Origin of the sequence: Shimwellia pseudoproteus (genome assembly GCF_016415625.1) — a bacterium.
Taxonomy (GTDB): domain Bacteria; phylum Pseudomonadota; class Gammaproteobacteria; order Enterobacterales; family Enterobacteriaceae; genus Shimwellia; species Shimwellia pseudoproteus.
In genome coordinates, this window is record NZ_WBXP01000043.1 from 14156 (window position 1) to 32064 (window position 17909).

Sequence of the window (17909 nt, forward strand, 5' to 3'; positions counted from 1 at the left end):
GGGTTTTTCATTATGGTGCCAACGATTAATCGTTGTTGTTATTGCCACCCAGACCTGCGTTCAGCAGTTCTGCCAGGTTGGCAGAAGCCTCTTCTGCGCTAACCTGCGGTGCAACAGGGGTTTCACCCGCTGCGCGGCGACGTGCACGATCCTGGTGGTACGCGTAACCGGTACCGGCCGGGATCAGACGACCCACAATAACGTTCTCTTTCAGGCCACGCAGTTCGTCGCGTTTACCCGCAACGGCTGCTTCGGTCAGGACACGAGTTGTTTCCTGGAACGATGCCGCAGAGATGAAGGACTCAGTTGCCAGAGAGGCTTTGGTGATACCCAGCAGGTCGCGAGCATAGGTTGCCGCCACTTTGCCGTTCTCTTCCAGTTCGCGGTTAGCGATCTTGACGCGAGAGTATTCAACCTGTTCACCTTCCAGGAAGTCGGAGCTACCGGCGCTGGCAATGGTGGCTTTACGCAGCATCTGACGAACGATAACTTCAATGTGTTTATCGTTGATCTTAACGCCCTGCAGACGGTAAACGTCCTGTACTTCGTTCACGATGTAACGGGTTACCGCGTGAACGCCGCGCAGACGCAGGATGTCATGCGGTGCTTCCGGACCATCAGAAACCACGTCACCACGTTCAACGCGTTCACCTTCGAACACGTTCAGCTGACGCCATTTCGGAATCATCTCTTCGTAAGGATCGCTACCGTCAACCGGCGTGATAACCAGACGACGTTTGCCTTTGGTTTCTTTACCGAAGGAGATGATACCGCTGATTTCAGCCAGGATTGCCGGCTCTTTCGGACGGCGGGCTTCGAACAGGTCCGCAACGCGCGGCAGACCACCGGTGATATCCTTGGTACCGCCGGATTCCTGCGGAATACGCGCCAGGGTGTCACCAGAACTGATCTTAACGCCATCTTCCAGCTGAACAATCGCTTTACCAGGCAGGAAGTATTGCGCCGGCATATCAGAGCCCGGAATCATTACGTCGTCGCCGTTGGCATCAACAATTTTCAGTGCCGGACGCAGATCTTTACCACCACCGGTACGTTCTGCAGAATCCAGAACCACCAGAGAAGACAGACCGGTCAGTTCATCAGTCTGACGGGTGATGGTCTGGCCATCTATCATGTCAGTAAAGCGAACGAAACCTGCCACCTCGGTGATTACCGGCATGGTGTGCGGATCCCAGTTGGCAACGGTTTCACCGCCGGCAACCTGTTCGCCATCACCTTTAGACAGTACGGAACCGTAAGGGACTTTATAGCTTTCTTTAGTACGGCCAAATTCGTCGATCAGCTTCAGCTCGGTATTACGGGAAGTAATAACCAGTTTACCGCTGGAGTTAACAACAGACTTGGCGTTAGACAGCTTGATGCTACCCTTGTTTTTCACCTGAATGCTGGATTCAGCAGCCGCACGTGATGCCGCACCACCGATGTGGAACGTACGCATGGTCAGCTGAGTACCCGGTTCACCGATGGACTGTGCCGCGATAACACCGATCGCTTCACCTTTGTTCACCAGGTGGCCGCGGGCCAGGTCACGACCGTAGCAGTGCGCACACACACCGAAGTCAGTGTCACAGGATACAACAGAACGCACTTTGACGGAGTCAACAGAGTTCTCTTCCAGCAGGTCACACTGCTGCTCGTGCAGCAAGGTGTTACGCGGAACCAGAATATCTGCGGTGCCCGGTTTCAGTACGTCTTCAGCCGTTACACGACCCAGTACGCGATCGCGCAGTGGTTCTTTAACGTCGCCACCTTCGATAACCGGCGTCATAGTGATGCCTTCGAATGTGCCGCAGTCATCTTCGGTAACAACCAGATCCTGTGCCACGTCAACCAGACGACGCGTCAGGTAACCGGAGTTCGCGGTTTTCAGCGCGGTATCCGCCAGACCTTTACGCGCACCGTGGGTGGAGATGAAGTACTGGAGTACGTTCAGACCTTCACGGAAGTTCGCAGTGATTGGCGTTTCGATGATGGAGCCATCTGGCTTCGCCATCAGACCACGCATACCGGCCAGCTGACGAATCTGTGCCGGGGAGCCACGCGCGCCGGAGTCGGCCATCATGTAGATGCTGTTAAACGACACCTGCTGCTCTTCTTCACCGTGACGGTTAATGACCGTTTCGGTTTGCAGGTTTTCCATCATCGCTTTGGAAACACGGTCGTTGGCCGCGGCCCAGATATCGATAACTTTGTTGTAGCGTTCGCCAGCGGTAACCAGACCAGACTGGAACTGTTCCTGAATCTCAGCAACTTCGGCTTCGGCTTCAGCAACGATCTCGGCTTTTTTCGCCGGGATAACCATGTCATCGATACCAACGGAAGAACCAGAACGGGCTGCATAGGCAAAGCCGGTATACATGATCTGGTCAGCGAAGATAACGGTCGGTTTCAGGCCCAGAGTACGGTAGCAAGCGTTCAGCATTTTGGAGATCGCTTTTTTACCCAGTGCCTGGTTCACGATGGTGTACGGCAGGCCTTTCGGCACGATCATCCACAGGATCGCACGACCAACAGTGGTGTCTTTGATTGACGTTACCGCCACAAAGTTACCCTGTTCGTCTTTTTCGAACTCGGTGATACGTACTTTAACGCGAGCGTGCAGCTCAGCCAGACCGGAGCGGTACAGACGTTCCGCTTCTTTCGGGCCAGTCAGCACCATACCTTCGCCTTTGGCGTTGATACGGTCACGGGTCATGTAGTACAGACCCAACACCACGTCCTGAGACGGAACGATGATTGGATCACCGTTTGCCGGGGACAGGATGTTGTTGGTAGACATCATCAGCGCACGCGCTTCCAGCTGGGCTTCCAGGGTCAGCGGTACGTGGATTGCCATCTGGTCACCATCGAAGTCGGCGTTGTATGCCGCACACACCAGCGGGTGCAGCTGCATTGCTTTACCTTCGATAAGGATCGGTTCAAATGCCTGAATACCCAGACGGTGCAGGGTCGGCGCACGGTTCAGCATGACCGGGTGTTCGCGGATAACTTCATCCAGGATATCCCAAACCACGGCTTCTTCGCGCTCTACCATTTTCTTGGCGGCTTTGATGGTGGTCGCGAGGCCACGCAGTTCCAGCTTGCCATAGATGAACGGTTTGAACAGTTCCAGTGCCATTTTCTTCGGCAGACCGCACTGATGCAGACGCAGGTATGGACCTACGGTGATAACAGAACGACCGGAGTAGTCAACACGTTTACCCAGCAGGTTCTGACGGAAACGACCCTGTTTACCTTTGATTATGTCGGCCAAAGATTTCAGAGGACGTTTGTTAGAGCCGGTGATGGCACGACCGCGACGGCCGTTATCCAGCAGGGCATCTACCGCTTCCTGCAGCATACGTTTTTCGTTGCGTACGATGATATCAGGAGCCGCCAGATCCAGCAGACGTTTCAGACGGTTGTTACGGTTAATGACGCGACGATACAGATCGTTCAGGTCAGACGTCGCAAAACGGCCACCGTCCAGCGGAACCAACGGACGCAGATCTGGCGGCAGTACCGGCAGAACGGTCAGGATCATCCACTCTGGTTTATTACCAGACTGTACGAAAGCTTCCAGCAGCTTGATGCGTTTGGTCAGCTTTTTGCGTTTGGTTTCAGAGTTGGTTTCGTTCAACTCTTCGCGCAGGGTTTCGCATTCCTGCTCCAGATCCATGTTCTTCAGCAGCGCCTGGATAGCTTCAGCACCCATCTTCGCGTCGAATTCGTCACCGAACTCTTCCAGCGCGTCCAGATACTGTTCTTCCGTCAGGATCTGACGGCGTTCCAGGTTGGTCATCCCGCCTTCGATAACAACATAAGATTCGAAGTACAGTACGCGTTCGATATCGCGCAGCGGCATATCCAGCAGCAGGCCGATACGGGACGGCAGAGATTTCAGGAACCAGATGTGCGCAGTCGGAGACGCCAGCTCGATGTGGCCCATACGTTCACGACGTACTTTGGTCTGGGTCACTTCAACGCCGCACTTCTCACAGATAACACCGCGGTGTTTCAGGCGCTTGTACTTACCGCACAGGCACTCGTAGTCTTTCACTGGCCCAAAGATACGGGCGCAGAACAGACCGTCACGCTCAGGTTTGAACGTACGGTAGTTGATGGTTTCCGGCTTTTTAACTTCACCGAAAGACCATGAACGGATCATGTCTGGCGAAGCCAGAGCAATTTTGATCGCATCAAACTCTTCGGTTTTAGTTTGCGCTTTCAGAAACTTTAATAAGTCTTTCACGGATTTGCTCCCGTCGGAGTTAGCACTCTCAAGTGCCGGGTTTTACCCCGGCACCCTGAACCTGTTTGAGCGAGTATTACTCGTCTTCCAGTTCGATGTTGATACCCAGCGAACGGATCTCTTTCAACAGTACGTTGAAGGATTCCGGCATGCCCGGTTCCATCTGGTGATTACCGTCTACGATGTTTTTATACATCTTAGTACGGCCGTTCACGTCATCAGACTTAACGGTGAGCATTTCCTGCAGGGTATAGGCGGCGCCGTATGCTTCCAGCGCCCACACTTCCATCTCCCCGAAGCGCTGGCCACCGAACTGTGCCTTACCACCCAGCGGCTGCTGAGTAACCAGGCTGTAAGAACCGGTAGAACGAGCATGCATTTTGTCGTCGACCAGGTGGTTCAGTTTCAGCATGTACATGTAACCGACGGTTACCTGACGCTCAAACTGTTCACCGGTACGGCCGTCAAACAGCGTGATCTGGCCGGAAGTCGGCAGGTCACCCAGTTTCAGCAGCTCTTTAATTTCCGCTTCTTTTGCACCGTCGAATACCGGCGTTGCAATCGGCATACCTTTACGCAGGTTTTCAGCCAGACGCAGCACTTCATCATCAGTGAAGGTGTTCAGGTCAACTTTCTGACGAACATCTGCACCCAGATCGTAAGCGCGCTGGATGAATTCACGCAGTTTGGCCACTTCCTGCTGCTGTTTCAGCATGGCGTTGATCTTATCGCCGATGCCTTTGGCAGCCATACCCAGGTGGGTTTCCAGGATCTGACCGATATTCATACGAGACGGTACGCCCAGCGGGTTCAGTACGATGTCTACCGGCGTGCCGTTTTCATCGTAAGGCATGTCTTCGATCGGGTTGATCTTAGAAACAACACCCTTGTTACCGTGACGACCTGCCATTTTGTCACCAGGCTGGATGTGACGTTTCACAGCCAGATAAACTTTAACGATTTTCAGCACGCCCGGTGCCAGATCATCGCCCTGAGTGATTTTGCGGCGTTTCGCTTCGAGTTTTTTCTCGAACTCGTGTTTCAGTTCGTCGTACTGCTCAGCCAGCTGTTCCAGCTGATTTTGTTTCTCTTCGTCGGTCAGGCCCAGTTCCAGCCAGCGATCGCGCGGCAGTTTGTCGAGCTTGTCAGCTTCAACACCACCGGAGATCAGTACCGCACGGATACGGCTGAACAGACCCGCTTCGAGGATAGACAGCTCTTCAGACAAATCTTTCTTCGCCTGTTTGAGCTGCATTTCTTCGATTTCCAGCGCACGTTTGTCTTTTTCCACGCCATCGCGGGTGAAGACCTGAACGTCGATAACCGTACCGGAAACACTGTTTGGCACGCGCAGAGAAGAGTCTTTAACGTCAGACGCTTTCTCACCGAAGATGGCACGCAGCAGTTTCTCTTCTGGGGTCAGCTGGGTTTCGCCTTTCGGCGTTACTTTACCAACCAGAATGTCGCCACCGCGGACTTCAGCACCGATATACACGATACCGGACTCATCCAGTTTGGAGAGTGCTGCTTCACCCACGTTCGGGATATCGGCAGTTATCTCTTCAGGCCCCAGTTTGGTGTCACGGGACACACACGCCAGTTCCTGGATATGGATGGTGGTGAAACGGTCTTCCTGGACAATACGCTCGGATACGAGGATGGAGTCTTCGAAGTTGTAACCGTTCCACGGCATGAATGCCACGCGCATGTTCTGGCCGAGCGCCAGCTCACCGAGGTCAGTAGACGGACCATCTGCCAGCACATCACCACGATCAACCGGCTCGCCCAGAGACACACAAGGGGTCTGGTTGATACAGGTGTTCTGGTTAGAACGGGTGTACTTGGTCAGGTTATAAATGTCGATACCTGCTTCGCCCGGGTACATCTCGTCTTCGTTAACTTTGATAACGATACGGGAAGCATCCACGTACTGGATAGTACCGCCACGTTTGGCAACGGCGGTTACGCCGGAGTCAACCGCTACCGCACGTTCCATACCGGTACCAACCAGCGGCTTATCAGAGCGCAGAGTCGGAACCGCCTGACGTTGCATGTTCGCACCCATCAATGCACGGTTGGCGTCATCGTGTTCCAGGAACGGGATCAGGGACGCACCGACGGATACCACCTGCTGGGTGGATACGTCCATGTAGTCAACCTGGTCGCGGCTGAACAAGCTGGATTCGCCTTTGTTACGGCAGGTCACCAGATCTTCTTCGAAGTGGCCTTCTTCATCCAGGTTGGAGTTCGCCTGAGCGATGACGTAGTTACCTTCTTCGATAGCAGACAGGTAATGAATCTCATCGGTCACCACACCGTCGCGCACCAGACGATACGGGGTTTCGAGGAAACCGTATTCGTTAGTACGTGCGTACACGGACAGGGAGTTGATCAGACCGATGTTCGGACCTTCAGGGGTTTCGATTGGGCACACGCGGCCGTAGTGGGTCGGGTGTACGTCTCGCACTTCAAAGCCCGCACGTTCACGGGTCAGACCGCCTGGGCCCAATGCAGAGATACGACGTTTGTGCGTGATCTCAGACAGCGGGTTGTTCTGGTCCATAAACTGGGACAGCTGGCTGGAGCCGAAGAACTCTTTCACTGCCGCAGAAATAGGCTTGGCGTTGATCATGTCCTGAGGCATCAGGGTATCCAGATCGCCCAGAGACAGACGCTCTTTCACCGCACGCTCTACACGTACCAGGCCAACGCGGAACTGGTTTTCCGCCATTTCGCCTACGGAACGGATACGACGGTTGCCGAGGTGGTCAATATCATCCACTTCGCCTTTACCGTTACGGATATCGATGAGTTTTTTCATGACATCAATGATGTCTTCTTTACTCAGGATACCGGAGCCTTCGATCTCGTTGCGCAGCAGAGAACGGTTGAACTTCATGCGACCTACCGCGGACAGATCGTAGCGGTCTTCGGAGAAGAACAGGTTCTCGAACAGGCTTTCAGCGGCTTCACGTGTTGGTGGCTCACCCGGGCGCATCATACGGTAGATTTCTACCAGTGCACTCAGACGGTCGTTAGTCGGGTCAACGCGTAAGGTTTCAGAAATATACGGGCCGTGGTCCAGATCGTTGGTGAACAGCGTTTCGATACGCTTGTGACCAGACTGGCTCAGTTTGGCCAGCAGATCCAAAGACAGCTCCATGTTCGCTGCGCAAATCAGCTCGCCAGTTGCTTCATCAACATAGTCTTTGGAAGCCACTTTACCAGCGATGTATTCAACCGGAACTTCGATATGCTTGATATCGTCTTTTTCCAGCTGACGGATATGACGCGCAGTGATGCGGCGGCCTTTCTCAACATAGATTTTGCCGTTGGCTTCAATGTCGAAAGAGGCGGTTTCGCCACGCAGACGTTCCGGGACCAGTTCCATCTGCAGTTTGTTGTCGCGGATTTCAAAGACCACTTTTTCGAAGAACAGGTCAAGGATCTGTTCAGTGGTGAATTCCAGCGCGCGCAGGATGATGGAAGCCGGCAGTTTACGACGGCGGTCAATACGGACAAACAGGTTGTCTTTCGGATCGAATTCGAAATCCAGCCAGGAGCCGCGGTAAGGAATGATACGTGCGTTATACAGCACTTTACCGGAAGAGTGGGTCTTACCTTTGTCGCTGTCAAAGAAGACGCCCGGGCTACGGTGCAGCTGAGAAACGATAACACGCTCGGTACCGTTGATAACGAAGGTACCGTTGTCGGTCATGAGCGGAATTTCGCCCATGTAGACTTCTTGTTCTTTGATGTCTTTTACGGTGCCTTCCGGCGCTTCACGTTCGTAGATCACCAGACGCAGTTTTACACGCAGCGGTGCGGAATAAGTCACGCCGCGGATCTGACATTCCTGAACGTCAAAAACCGGTTCGCCAAGGCGGTAGCTGACATATTGCAGCTCGGAATTACCGCTGTGGCTCTGAATCGGGAAGACGGAACGGAAGGCTGCTTCCAGACCATACTGTCCTTCAGGATCTTGCTCGATAAACTTCTGAAACGAGTCAAGCTGGATAGAAAGGAGATAAGGCACATCCAGAACTTGTGGACGTTTACCAAAATCCTTACGAATACGTTTTTTCTCGGTATAGGAGTAAACCATAGGGTTCCTCAGCTCGCTGACAAGTCGACCCATCTGCCCATCGAAGGGGCAGTTTGTGCAACACTATTTTGTTGACCGGAAAGTGAAGGACTTTCCGCAATGCCTGTTGCTATCACGCTTAAACCATTTCATCGCGATTTACACAGGGCTGAGGGGCACTGTCGCAATATATTAAGTCGTCGATAGAAACAAGCATTGAAGGCACACCAGTAGTCAAACAGTGTGAAATGCTACTGGCGCCTTACAGCGCAAAAAGGCTGGTGACCAAAAAGTCACCAGCCATCAGCCTGATTGCTCAGGCTGCAACCAGAAAAGTTGGCTTATTTAACTTCAACTTCAGCGCCAGCTTCTTCCAGAGATTTTTTCAGAGCTTCTGCGTCGTCTTTGCTCACGCCTTCTTTCAGAGCGGCCGGAGCAGATTCAACCAAGTCTTTTGCTTCTTTCAGACCCAGGCCAGTTGCGCCACGTACTGCTTTGATAACAGCAACTTTGTTAGCGCCAGCAGCTTTCAGAATTACGTCGAATTCAGTTTTTTCTTCAGCAGCGTCAGCCGGGCCAGCAGCTACAGCTACAGCAGCAGCAGCAGAAACGCCGAATTTTTCTTCCATTGCAGAAACCAGTTCTACAACGTCCATTACGGACATAGCGGCAACTGCTTCGATGATTTGATCTTTAGTGATAGACATTTAAATTGTTCCTGAAAATCAGAATAAAGTTTATACGTTAGCCAATACGTTTGGCAAAAAAGTGCAATTAAGCAGCTTCTTTCGCGTCGCGTACAGCAGCCAGAGTACGAACCAGTTTGCCGGCAGCGGCTTCTTTCATGGTCGACATCAGGCGTGCCAGTGCTTCTTCGTAAGTCGGCAGAGTTGCCAGGCGATCGATCTGGGATGCCGGGATCAGCTCACCTTCAAAGGCAGCGGCTTTGACCTCAAATTTTGCATTCGCTTTCGCGAACTCTTTGAACAGACGAGCAGCAGCGCCCGGGTGTTCCATAGAGTATGCAATCAGGGTCGGACCAACAAACGCGTCTTTCAGGCACTCGAACTGAGTACCTTCAACAACACGGCGCAGCAGGGTGTTACGAACAACACGCATGTATACGCCGGCTTCGCGACCTGCTTTACGCAGTTCGGTCATTTTGTCTACGGTTACGCCACGGGAATCCGCAACTACCGCAGACAGCGCGCCTTTGGCTACTTCGCTGACTTCAGCAACAATTGCTTGTTTGTCTTGAAGATTTAAAGCCATTAGCTTTTTGCTCCTGGGTATAGCCGGGGTCGCCCCCGGAACTCACTTCACGCTCAATCACAATGAGAGAGCGCATTAACATACGGTGAGCAGAAACAAGCCAAAGTCTACTTAAAAAATATTCTTCAGGTTCTGTCACCGTCTACGCAGGGAATTAAGTTTCTGACGAAACACCTGCGGTCTTGGACGGAGGCCTGGATAAGGCCAGGCTCCAACCGAAAATTCTGTCTTACTGATTTACCCGGCAGACAACCGGACAAATGTATGGGGGTAAGATTTTAGACAAATCTTGCCCCCACGTAAAGGCAAAACTTAAGCAGCAGTCACGGTGTTCAGACCGGCCTGATCTACTGCAACACCAGCGCCCATGGTAGTGGACAGGCTGATTTTCTTGATGTACACGCCTTTAGCCTGAGACGGTTTTGCTTTTTTCAGCGCAACCAGCAGAGACTCCAGGTTTTCTTTCAGTTTGTCAGCGTCAAAGTCAACTTTACCGATGGTGGTGTGGATGATGCCGTTTTTGTCGTTACGATAACGAACCTGACCGGCTTTAGCATTTTTAACTGCTTCAGCAACGTTCGGGGTTACAGTACCAACTTTCGGGTTCGGCATCAGGCCGCGCGGGCCCAGAACCTGGCCCAGCTGGCCAACAACGCGCATCGCATCCGGGGAAGCGATAACAACGTCAAAGTTCATTTCGCCTTTTTTGATCTGGTCAGCCAGATCTTCCATACCTACCAGTTCAGCGCCTGCAGCTTTAGCAGCTTCAGCGTTCGCGCCCTGGGTAAATACGGCGACACGTACAGAACGGCCAGTACCGTGCGGCAGTACAGTTGCACCACGTACGTTCTGGTCAGATTTACGTGCATCGATGCCGAGGTTTACGGCAACGTCAACGCTTTCTACGAATTTAGCAGTGGCCAGCTCTTTCAGCAGGGCAACAGCTTCGTTGATGTCGTACTGTTTGGTAGCATCAACTTTGTCACGGATCACGCGCATACGCTTGGTCAGTTTAGCCATTGTCTTAGTCCTCCACTACCAGGCCCATGGAACGTGCAGTACCTTCGATTGAGCGAGTCATCGCTTCAATGTCAGCACCAGTCATGTCCGCTGCTTTAGTCTGCGCAATTTCCTGAACCTGAGCGCGAGTAACTTTACCCACTTTCTCTTTGTTCGGTTTGCCGGAACCAGACTTAACGCCAGCCGCTTTCTTCAGCAGAACGGCTGCAGGCGGGGTTTTGGTAACGAAAGTGAAAGAACGGTCAGAATATACGGTGATAACAACCGGAATCGGCAGACCTTTCTCAACGGAATCAGTCTTAGCGTTGAACGCTTTGCAGAATTCCATGATGTTAACACCCTGCTGGCCCAGAGCCGGACCAACGGGCGGACTCGGGTTTGCCATACCAGCTGCAACCTGCAGCTTGACGTAGGCTTGTACTTTCTTAGCCATTTTTACTTTCCTCGTTTGGGTAATAGCGCCTCGTCAGAGGCTCCCCGTGTATAAAAAATCGTTTTACGGGCTCATGGCCCATAAAAACAAAAGGCGCGAAATTGTATGTCAATCTCGCGCCCTGTGCAACGATTAAATCGCCGCTTTTTTGATCGGCTGCTTACGCCTTTTCTACCTGTCCGAAGTCCAGCTCTACCGGAGTAGAACGGCCGAAGATAGAAACAGAGACTTTCAGGCGGCTTTTCTCGTAGTCAACTTCTTCAACTACGCCGTTAAAGTCAGCGAACGGACCATCGTTAACGCGAACCATTTCACCCGGTTCAAACAGCGTTTTCGGACGCGGCTTGTCACCCACCTGCTGCAGGCGGTTCATGATTGCATCAACTTCTTTGTCACTGATCGGAGCGGGACGATCTGAAGTACCACCAATGAAACCCATTACGCGCGGAACGCTACGCACCAGGTGCCAGCTGGCATCGTTCATCACCATCTGGACCAGTACATAGCCCGGGAAGAATTTACGTTCGCTTTTGCGACGCTGGCCGCCACGGATTTCGACCACTTCTTCGGTCGGCACCATGACTTCGCCAAACAGCTCTTCCATGTTGTGTAATTTAATATGTTCGCGCAGGGAAGTAGCTACGCGTCCTTCAAAACCGGAAAACGCCTGAACGACGTACCAGCGCTTTTTAGGAGCTTCAGACATCTCAGAACCTCAGGCCAGTAATAAAAGAAACCAGGCGGACCAGGATACCGTCCAGACCCCAGAGAATCAGGGACATTACAGCGGTAACCGCCGCCACGATTAATGTGGTGTGCAATGCTTCCTGGCGAGTTGGCCAAATGACTTTACGTACTTCGGTTCTCGCTTCACGGGCAAATGCGACCGTTGCCTTTCCTTTGGTCGTCAACAGCGCAATCCCGCCCGCTGCGGCAATTAAAATCACCACTGCCAGCGCACGCAACGGCAGTGTTATATCACGATAGAGGTAGTTGCCTACGATCGCGACAAGCAGCAGCACAGCTACGCCCAGCCACTTGACCGTATCCAGGCCGCGCCCGCTTCCTTGAGCTTCGGTATTAGCACTCATAAACCAACCTGTCACAATAATTCAGACAAACACTTTTGCCCCGCAGCGGCGAGGCAAACCAAACCGTATTGCATCTATTCACCCTGCCCTGATCCCAGCGGCACAATGAAGACTGCGATACATATATGCTACAGCATAAACGCCTTCTTCAGAGCCTGTCTCAGCAATGATTATGAAAAAAAATCACTGATGAGCCAGGTTCTGGTTCCAGAGCGTACAAAAAGGGCATCAAATGATGCCCTTTTATTACGCAGTGCGTCAAATGCTATTGGCTATATTAGCCCAGAACTTTAGCAACAACGCCCGCGCCTACAGTACGGCCACCTTCACGGATTGCGAAACGCAGACCGTCGTCCATTGCGATCGGGTGGATCAGGGTAACAACCATTTTGATGTTATCGCCCGGCATTACCATCTCAACGCCTTCCGGCAGTTCGATGGTACCTGTCACGTCAGTAGTACGGAAGTAGAACTGCGGACGGTAGCCTTTGAAGAACGGAGTATGACGGCCGCCTTCGTCTTTGGACAGGATGTACACTTCAGATTCGAACTTGGTGTGCGGGTTGATAGAACCCGGTTTAGCCAGAACCTGGCCACGTTCGATTTCTTCACGTTTGATACCGCGCAGCAGAACACCAACGTTCTCACCGGCACGGCCTTCGTCCAGCAGTTTGCGGAACATTTCAACGCCGGTACAGGTAGATTTAGCGGTATCTTTGATACCAACGATTTCTACTTCGTCACCCACTTTGATGATGCCGCGTTCTACACGACCAGTAACTACAGTACCACGGCCGGAGATGGAGAATACGTCTTCGATAGGCAGCAGGAACGGCTTGTCGATAGCACGTTCTGGTTCCGGGATGTAAGAATCCAGGGTTTCAGCCAGTTCGATGATTTTAGCTTCCCACTCTGCATCGCCTTCCAGCGCTTTCAGTGCAGAACCGCGGATGATAGGCGTGTCGTCGCCCGGGAAGTCATACTGAGACAGAAGTTCACGAACTTCCATTTCAACCAGTTCCAGCAGCTCTTCGTCATCAACCATGTCGCATTTGTTCAGGAACACGATGATGTACGGAACGCCTACCTGGCGACCCAGCAGGATGTGTTCACGGGTCTGCGGCATCGGGCCGTCAGTCGCAGCAACAACCAGGATCGCGCCATCCATCTGAGCAGCACCAGTGATCATGTTTTTAACATAGTCGGCGTGCCCCGGGCAGTCTACGTGAGCGTAGTGGCGGGTCGGGGTATCGTATTCAACGTGAGAAGTGTTGATGGTGATACCACGCGCTTTTTCTTCCGGCGCGTTATCGATCTGGTCGAATGCGCGAGCAGCACCACCGTAGGTTTTAGCCAGTACGGTAGTAATAGCAGCGGTCAGCGTCGTTTTACCATGGTCAACGTGGCCGATAGTACCGACGTTAACGTGCGGTTTTGTACGTTCAAACTTTTCTTTAGACATCGATTGTCCCTCTAAGACACGGATAAATCGGTGGTATCACCACATCAACCAGGCCAACGCCTGAATTAGCTGAATTTACTACAGAGAAGATAAAGGGAGGAGAAAGGAAGTGGTGCTGATACCCAGAGTCGAACTGGGGACCTCACCCTTACCAAGGGTGCGCTCTACCAACTGAGCCATATCAGCACATCTGGAGCGGGCAGCGGGAATCGAACCCGCATCATCAGCTTGGAAGGCTGAGGTAATAGCCATTATACGATGCCCGCATCCTGAAAACTCGGCTACCCGATTCTTTCTGTGAAAAATGACAAGAGCATGGCTCCTGTCATTCGAACCGAATGATATTCTCATCCGATTCAGGCTACGCTATTGCGTCGCCGAAGTTGGTGGTGGGGGAAGGATTCGAACCTTCGAAGTCTGTGACGGCAGATTTACAGTCTGCTCCCTTTGGCCGCTCGGGAACCCCACCCGAAGCTTGATGGTGCCGACTACCGGAATCGAACTGGTGACCTACTGATTACAAGTCAGTTGCTCTACCTACTGAGCTAAGTCGGCATCAAGTAGCGCGCATTCTAGGAACAGCAGGCCCGGTATGCAACAAAAAAATTGCTTATTTTGTTCTTATGCTCATATTTTGCACAATGCTACACATTTATGACTACAAAACCAGCAAAACTGACTGTTTTTTAGCGATGTGCAGCCGTTAACATCAGGGAATTTATGCCCGCCGCGGTCTATTTCACTGAGCCAGACAGGAAATGCCCTGCACAATAAAAGCCCCCGCTCTCTTCTTTATACCTGCGCGATAGTGGCCAGTATCGTTACCGGTCATATAACCCGCAGTAACCTGAACAATAACTGCCCCGGTAAAATCCGATGTCGCCTCAACATCACGTTCTGTCATTTTTTCTTATTATTCCCATCCATCTGGTGTTACCCTCCTGCTCATCGTCAATAATTAGCTAAGTAATACACCTGCCAGCGAGTGTTCACACTATTCACGCTTCCTCAGGGGGACCTGAAGCACGTGATACGATCAACTTTACTGTGGGTAACAGAGAGTGAACGTTAATGACTCCATATCTACAATTTAACCGGAGCCAGTGGGCTGCACTGCGTGATTCAGTACCGATGACGCTCACTGAAGGCGAAATTGCCCGGCTGAAGGGAATCAACGAAGACCTTTCGCTGGATGAAGTGGCAGAGATCTATTTGCCGCTCTCGCGTTTACTGAATTTCTATATTAGTTCCAATTTGCGCCGCCAGGCGGTGCTGGAGCAATTCCTTGGGACTAATGGCCAGCGCATTCCTTATGTGATCAGTATTGCCGGTAGCGTGGCGGTAGGGAAAAGTACCACCGCCCGTGTCCTCCAGGCCCTGCTCAGCCGCTGGCCTGAACATCGCCGGGTTGAACTGATCACCACCGATGGCTTTCTTCATCCTAATGAGGTGTTGAAAGAGCGCGGTTTAATGAAGAAAAAAGGCTTTCCGCTCTCTTATGATATGCACCGGCTGGTCAAATTTGTCTCGGATATAAAGTCCGGCGCGCCAGTTGCCACCGCACCGGTATATTCCCATCTTATTTATGATGTCATTCCTGATGGGGATAAAACGGTATCGCAACCGGATATTTTGATTCTTGAAGGGTTAAATGTGCTGCAAAGCGGTATGGATTATCCACATGATCCACACCATGTCTTTGTTTCTGATTTCGTTGATTTTTCAATTTATGTCGACGCACCAGAATCGCTGCTGGAAACCTGGTATATCAACCGCTTTCTTAAATTCCGGGAAGGCGCCTTTGCCGATCCTGACTCCTATTTCCATAATTACGCAAAGCTATCGGAAGAAGAAGCCGTGGCAATTGCTACCCAATTATGGAAAGAGATTAACGGACGTAACCTGGTCGAAAATATATTGCCAACCCGCGAGCGGGCGAGCCTGATATTAAGTAAAAGTACCAATCACGCCATTGAGTCAGTGCGGCTGCGCAAATAATCCGCTGTCTGCGGGGGCCTTATTTCGGCCCCCGGATATTTATCCATCACGCGCTACGCAGCGATATCTCTCCGCCAATCCAGGGTTTAATAACCCCTTCCTGCTCAAGCAATAACGCCCCCTGCTGATCAATACCGCGTGATATACCGTGGATCTCTTTTTCACCAATAATCAGTTTAACCGGCCGGTGAATAAAATTGTCCAGCTTTTCCCAGCGCCCCAGAAAAGGCGCCAGGCCGACTTGCTCAAATGTCGTCAGCGCGGCCCTTAACGCAGTAATCAACTGTACCGCCAGCTGGTTACGGTTAATATCAACCCCGGCTTCCTGGAGGTTGATCCAGCCCTGATTCACAATATCGCTGGCCACATGTCGCATGGCGAGGTTAATCCCGGCCCCGATAACAATTTGTGCCGCATCCCCGGTCTTACCCGTCAGCTCAACCAGGATACCGGCCAGCTTGCGGTCCTGCAGATAGAGATCATTGGGCCATTTAACCCGGACGTGCTCGGCCCCTAACTGTTGCAGCACTTCGGCCATCACAATCCCGATAACCAGGCTTAATCCCACCGCGGCGGCTGGCCCCTGCTCCAGGCGCCAGTACATCGACAGATAGAGGTTAGCCCCAAAGGGTGAGAACCACTGGCGGCCACGACGACCGCGGCCTGCCGTTTGATATTCGGCGATGCAGGCATCCCCGGACTCCAGTGACCCCAGGCGCTCCATCAGGTACTGGTTTGTCGAGTCAATCACCGGCAGAACCGTGACAGAGCCACCGGGAAGTTGCCCGCGAATAAAATCGTCGTTCAGCAACTGAATAGGTGTCGGCAGGCTGTAGCCTTTCCCCGGTACGGTAAAGACATCAATGCCCCAGTCGCGCAGGGTTTGAATATGTTTGTTAATTGCCGCCCGGCTCATCCCCAAATGTTCGCCCAGTTGCTCACCTGAGTGGAACTCACCGTCTGCAAGTTTGCTGATCAGGGCCAGAGGGATTTTGTAATCTCTCATGCAATTGTCTCCACAGCGCTCACTTCACCCCGGGAGCCGATAAAGCGAACTTCCGGCTCCAGCCAGATACCAAATTTATCCCCTACCCGCTGGCGTACCTGATGCGCCAGCTGCACCACATCCTTGCTGGTCGCATTATCAATATTCACCAGTACCAGAGCTTGTTGGCTGTGCACCGCCGCACCACCTACCTGAAAACCTTTCAGTTCACAGCGGTCGATAAGCCAGCCCGCAGCCAGTTTTACCTGTCCATCCGGCTGTGGGTAGTGCGGGGCATTCGGATACATTCCCAGTAATGTGTCGGCGGTAGCCGCGCTGACCACCGGGTTTTTAAAGAAGCTCCCCGCGTTACCCTGCACCTTTGGATCCGGCAGCTTAGTCATACGCATATGGCAAACGGCATCGAATACCTGACGGGGGGTGACCGTTGCCGGTGAGAGCCGGGTAAGATCGCCATAGCTCAGCACGGGTTGCCAGGCTTTTGGTAGTTTCAGACCCAGCGCGGTAATGGCGTAGCGATCCTGATAATCATGTTTGAAGATGCTGTCGCGGTAACCAAAGCGACACTCAGCGGCGCTAAGGCGTAATGTCGCACCTGTGGCCAGCTCAATGCAGTCCACATAGTCACAGACATGCTTGATCTCAATACCATAGGCGCCAATGTTTTGAATCGGTGCCGAGCCGGCACAGCCAGGGATCAAGGCCAGATTTTCCAGCCCGGGCATGTTGTGCTCAAGGGTAAATGACACCAGGTGATGCCAGTTCTCACCGGCGCCGACGTGAAGCAGCCAGTGCTCATCATTTTCAGTGATATCAATGCCCTGGATCTGATTAAGGATCACGGTGCCGGCAAAATCGTCCAGCAATAAAACGTTGCTTCCTCCCCCGAGGATCAGGACCGGTTGCGCCTGGTCTTTGGCCTGTTGCCATGCGGCGGCAAGCTGCTCTGCCGTGGTGGCCTGCACCAGATGCTGTGCGGTGGCCTGAATATTAAAGGTAGTAAAAGGCTTAAGGGAGATAGTCATGATGTTGTCCAGATGCAGATATGCCGCTAGTTTACCTTATCTGCCGGATGTTGGCTTGTGCGGGTGTAAAAAGCGGCGCCCGCGATATGAAGGGGATCTGAGGGTGGTAATGAAGTCTGGCTGGCGTGGTTACATCATGCGGTGAACTGCCGGAACGCCATAAATTACAGACACAAAAAAGCCCTGTCGCAAGACAGGGCTTTTCCGTTTAATTAAAGCCTGGCAGTTCCCTACTCTCGCATGGGGAGACCCCACACTACCATCGG

12 protein-coding genes and 4 tRNA genes are annotated in these 17909 nt (G+C 52.5%); 1 reads left to right on the top strand and 15 read right to left on the bottom strand.

Annotated features, from left to right (window positions below):
• Positions 1–25: 25 nt before the first annotated feature.
• The 13 genes from rpoC to F9C28_RS15945 all read right to left on the bottom strand — a co-directional run bounded on the left by rpoC (position 26) and on the right by F9C28_RS15945 (position 14169).
• Positions 26–4252 (bottom strand): DNA-directed RNA polymerase subunit beta', encoded by a 4227-nt coding sequence (rpoC, locus tag F9C28_RS15885; protein WP_199016317.1) that lies wholly within the window; start codon positions 4250–4252, stop codon positions 26–28.
• A 76-nt stretch (positions 4253–4328) separates the two neighbouring features.
• Positions 4329–8357, bottom strand: a complete 4029-nt coding sequence (gene rpoB, locus F9C28_RS15890; RefSeq protein ID WP_199016318.1) for a DNA-directed RNA polymerase subunit beta — start codon at positions 8355–8357, stop codon at positions 4329–4331.
• 320 nt (positions 8358–8677) lie between these two features.
• The gene (rplL, locus tag F9C28_RS15895; RefSeq protein WP_199016319.1) at positions 8678–9043 is read right to left on the bottom strand and encodes a 50S ribosomal protein L7/L12; all 366 of its coding nucleotides are present in this window, start codon (positions 9041–9043) and stop codon (positions 8678–8680) included.
• Between the two features lie 67 nt (positions 9044–9110).
• Positions 9111–9608: a 50S ribosomal protein L10 gene (rplJ, locus tag F9C28_RS15900; RefSeq protein ID WP_199016320.1), complete on the bottom strand. Its 498-nt coding sequence runs from the start codon at positions 9606–9608 to the stop codon at positions 9111–9113.
• Positions 9609–9920: 312 nt separating this feature from the next.
• Positions 9921–10628: a 50S ribosomal protein L1 gene (gene rplA / locus F9C28_RS15905; protein ID WP_199016321.1), complete on the bottom strand. Its 708-nt coding sequence runs from the start codon at positions 10626–10628 to the stop codon at positions 9921–9923.
• A gap of 4 nt (positions 10629–10632) precedes the next feature.
• Positions 10633–11061 carry a 50S ribosomal protein L11 gene (gene rplK, locus F9C28_RS15910; protein WP_002445279.1) on the bottom strand — a complete coding sequence of 143 codons (429 nt, stop codon included), beginning with the start codon at positions 11059–11061 and terminating at the stop codon, positions 10633–10635.
• A gap of 160 nt (positions 11062–11221) precedes the next feature.
• Positions 11222–11767 (bottom strand): transcription termination/antitermination protein NusG, encoded by a 546-nt coding sequence (gene nusG, locus F9C28_RS15915; RefSeq protein WP_002445280.1) that lies wholly within the window; start codon positions 11765–11767, stop codon positions 11222–11224.
• A 1-nt stretch (position 11768) separates the two neighbouring features.
• A complete protein-coding gene (gene secE / locus F9C28_RS15920) occupies positions 11769–12152 on the bottom strand; it encodes a preprotein translocase subunit SecE (RefSeq protein ID WP_199016322.1) in 384 nt (127 codons plus the stop codon).
• Between the two features lie 277 nt (positions 12153–12429).
• A complete protein-coding gene (tuf, locus tag F9C28_RS15925; RefSeq protein ID WP_199016323.1) occupies positions 12430–13614 on the bottom strand; it encodes an elongation factor Tu in 1185 nt (394 codons plus the stop codon).
• A gap of 110 nt (positions 13615–13724) precedes the next feature.
• Positions 13725–13800: transfer RNA gene (locus tag F9C28_RS15930), tRNA-Thr, on the bottom strand.
• Positions 13801–13805: 5 nt separating this feature from the next.
• Positions 13806–13880, bottom strand: a tRNA-Gly gene (locus F9C28_RS15935).
• 118 nt (positions 13881–13998) lie between these two features.
• Positions 13999–14083: transfer RNA gene (locus F9C28_RS15940), tRNA-Tyr, on the bottom strand.
• A gap of 10 nt (positions 14084–14093) precedes the next feature.
• Positions 14094–14169: transfer RNA gene (locus F9C28_RS15945), tRNA-Thr, on the bottom strand.
• Between the two features lie 516 nt (positions 14170–14685).
• On the opposite strand from F9C28_RS15945, the gene coaA reads away from it, so the two are divergent.
• Positions 14686–15612: a type I pantothenate kinase gene (gene coaA, locus F9C28_RS15950; RefSeq protein ID WP_199016324.1), complete on the top strand. Its 927-nt coding sequence runs from the start codon at positions 14686–14688 to the stop codon at positions 15610–15612.
• 46 nt (positions 15613–15658) lie between these two features.
• On the opposite strand, the gene birA is transcribed toward coaA, so the two are convergent.
• Complete coding sequence (gene birA / locus F9C28_RS15955) at positions 15659–16618, bottom strand: bifunctional biotin--[acetyl-CoA-carboxylase] ligase/biotin operon repressor BirA (RefSeq protein WP_199016325.1); 960 nt, start codon at positions 16616–16618, stop codon at positions 15659–15661.
• Positions 16615–17643: a UDP-N-acetylmuramate dehydrogenase gene (gene murB, locus F9C28_RS15960; RefSeq protein ID WP_199016326.1), complete on the bottom strand. Its 1029-nt coding sequence runs from the start codon at positions 17641–17643 to the stop codon at positions 16615–16617. The genes birA and murB overlap by 4 nt, the downstream gene beginning before the upstream one ends.
• Positions 17644–17909: the final 266 nt, after the last annotated feature.

Bases quoted from the DNA above. Each gene is read 5' to 3' on its own strand.
- coaA (WP_199016324.1), top strand. From the start codon at position 14,686: ATGACTCCATATCTACAATTTAACCGGAGCCAGTGGGCTGCACTGCGT.
- rplK (WP_002445279.1), bottom strand. From the start codon at position 11,061: ATGGCTAAGAAAGTACAAGCCTACGTCAAGCTGCAGGTTGCAGCTGGT.
- birA (WP_199016325.1), bottom strand. From the start codon at position 16,618: ATGAGAGATTACAAAATCCCTCTGGCCCTGATCAGCAAACTTGCAGAC.
- secE (WP_199016322.1), bottom strand. From the start codon at position 12,152: ATGAGTGCTAATACCGAAGCTCAAGGAAGCGGGCGCGGCCTGGATACG.
- nusG (WP_002445280.1), bottom strand. From the start codon at position 11,767: ATGTCTGAAGCTCCTAAAAAGCGCTGGTACGTCGTTCAGGCGTTTTCC.
- rplL (WP_199016319.1), bottom strand. From the start codon at position 9,043: ATGTCTATCACTAAAGATCAAATCATCGAAGCAGTTGCCGCTATGTCC.
- rplJ (WP_199016320.1), bottom strand. From the start codon at position 9,608: ATGGCTTTAAATCTTCAAGACAAACAAGCAATTGTTGCTGAAGTCAGC.
- murB (WP_199016326.1), bottom strand. From the start codon at position 17,643: ATGACTATCTCCCTTAAGCCTTTTACTACCTTTAATATTCAGGCCACC.
- rpoB (WP_199016318.1), bottom strand. From the start codon at position 8,357: ATGGTTTACTCCTATACCGAGAAAAAACGTATTCGTAAGGATTTTGGT.
- rplA (WP_199016321.1), bottom strand. From the start codon at position 10,628: ATGGCTAAACTGACCAAGCGTATGCGCGTGATCCGTGACAAAGTTGAT.
- tuf (WP_199016323.1), bottom strand. From the start codon at position 13,614: ATGTCTAAAGAAAAGTTTGAACGTACAAAACCGCACGTTAACGTCGGT.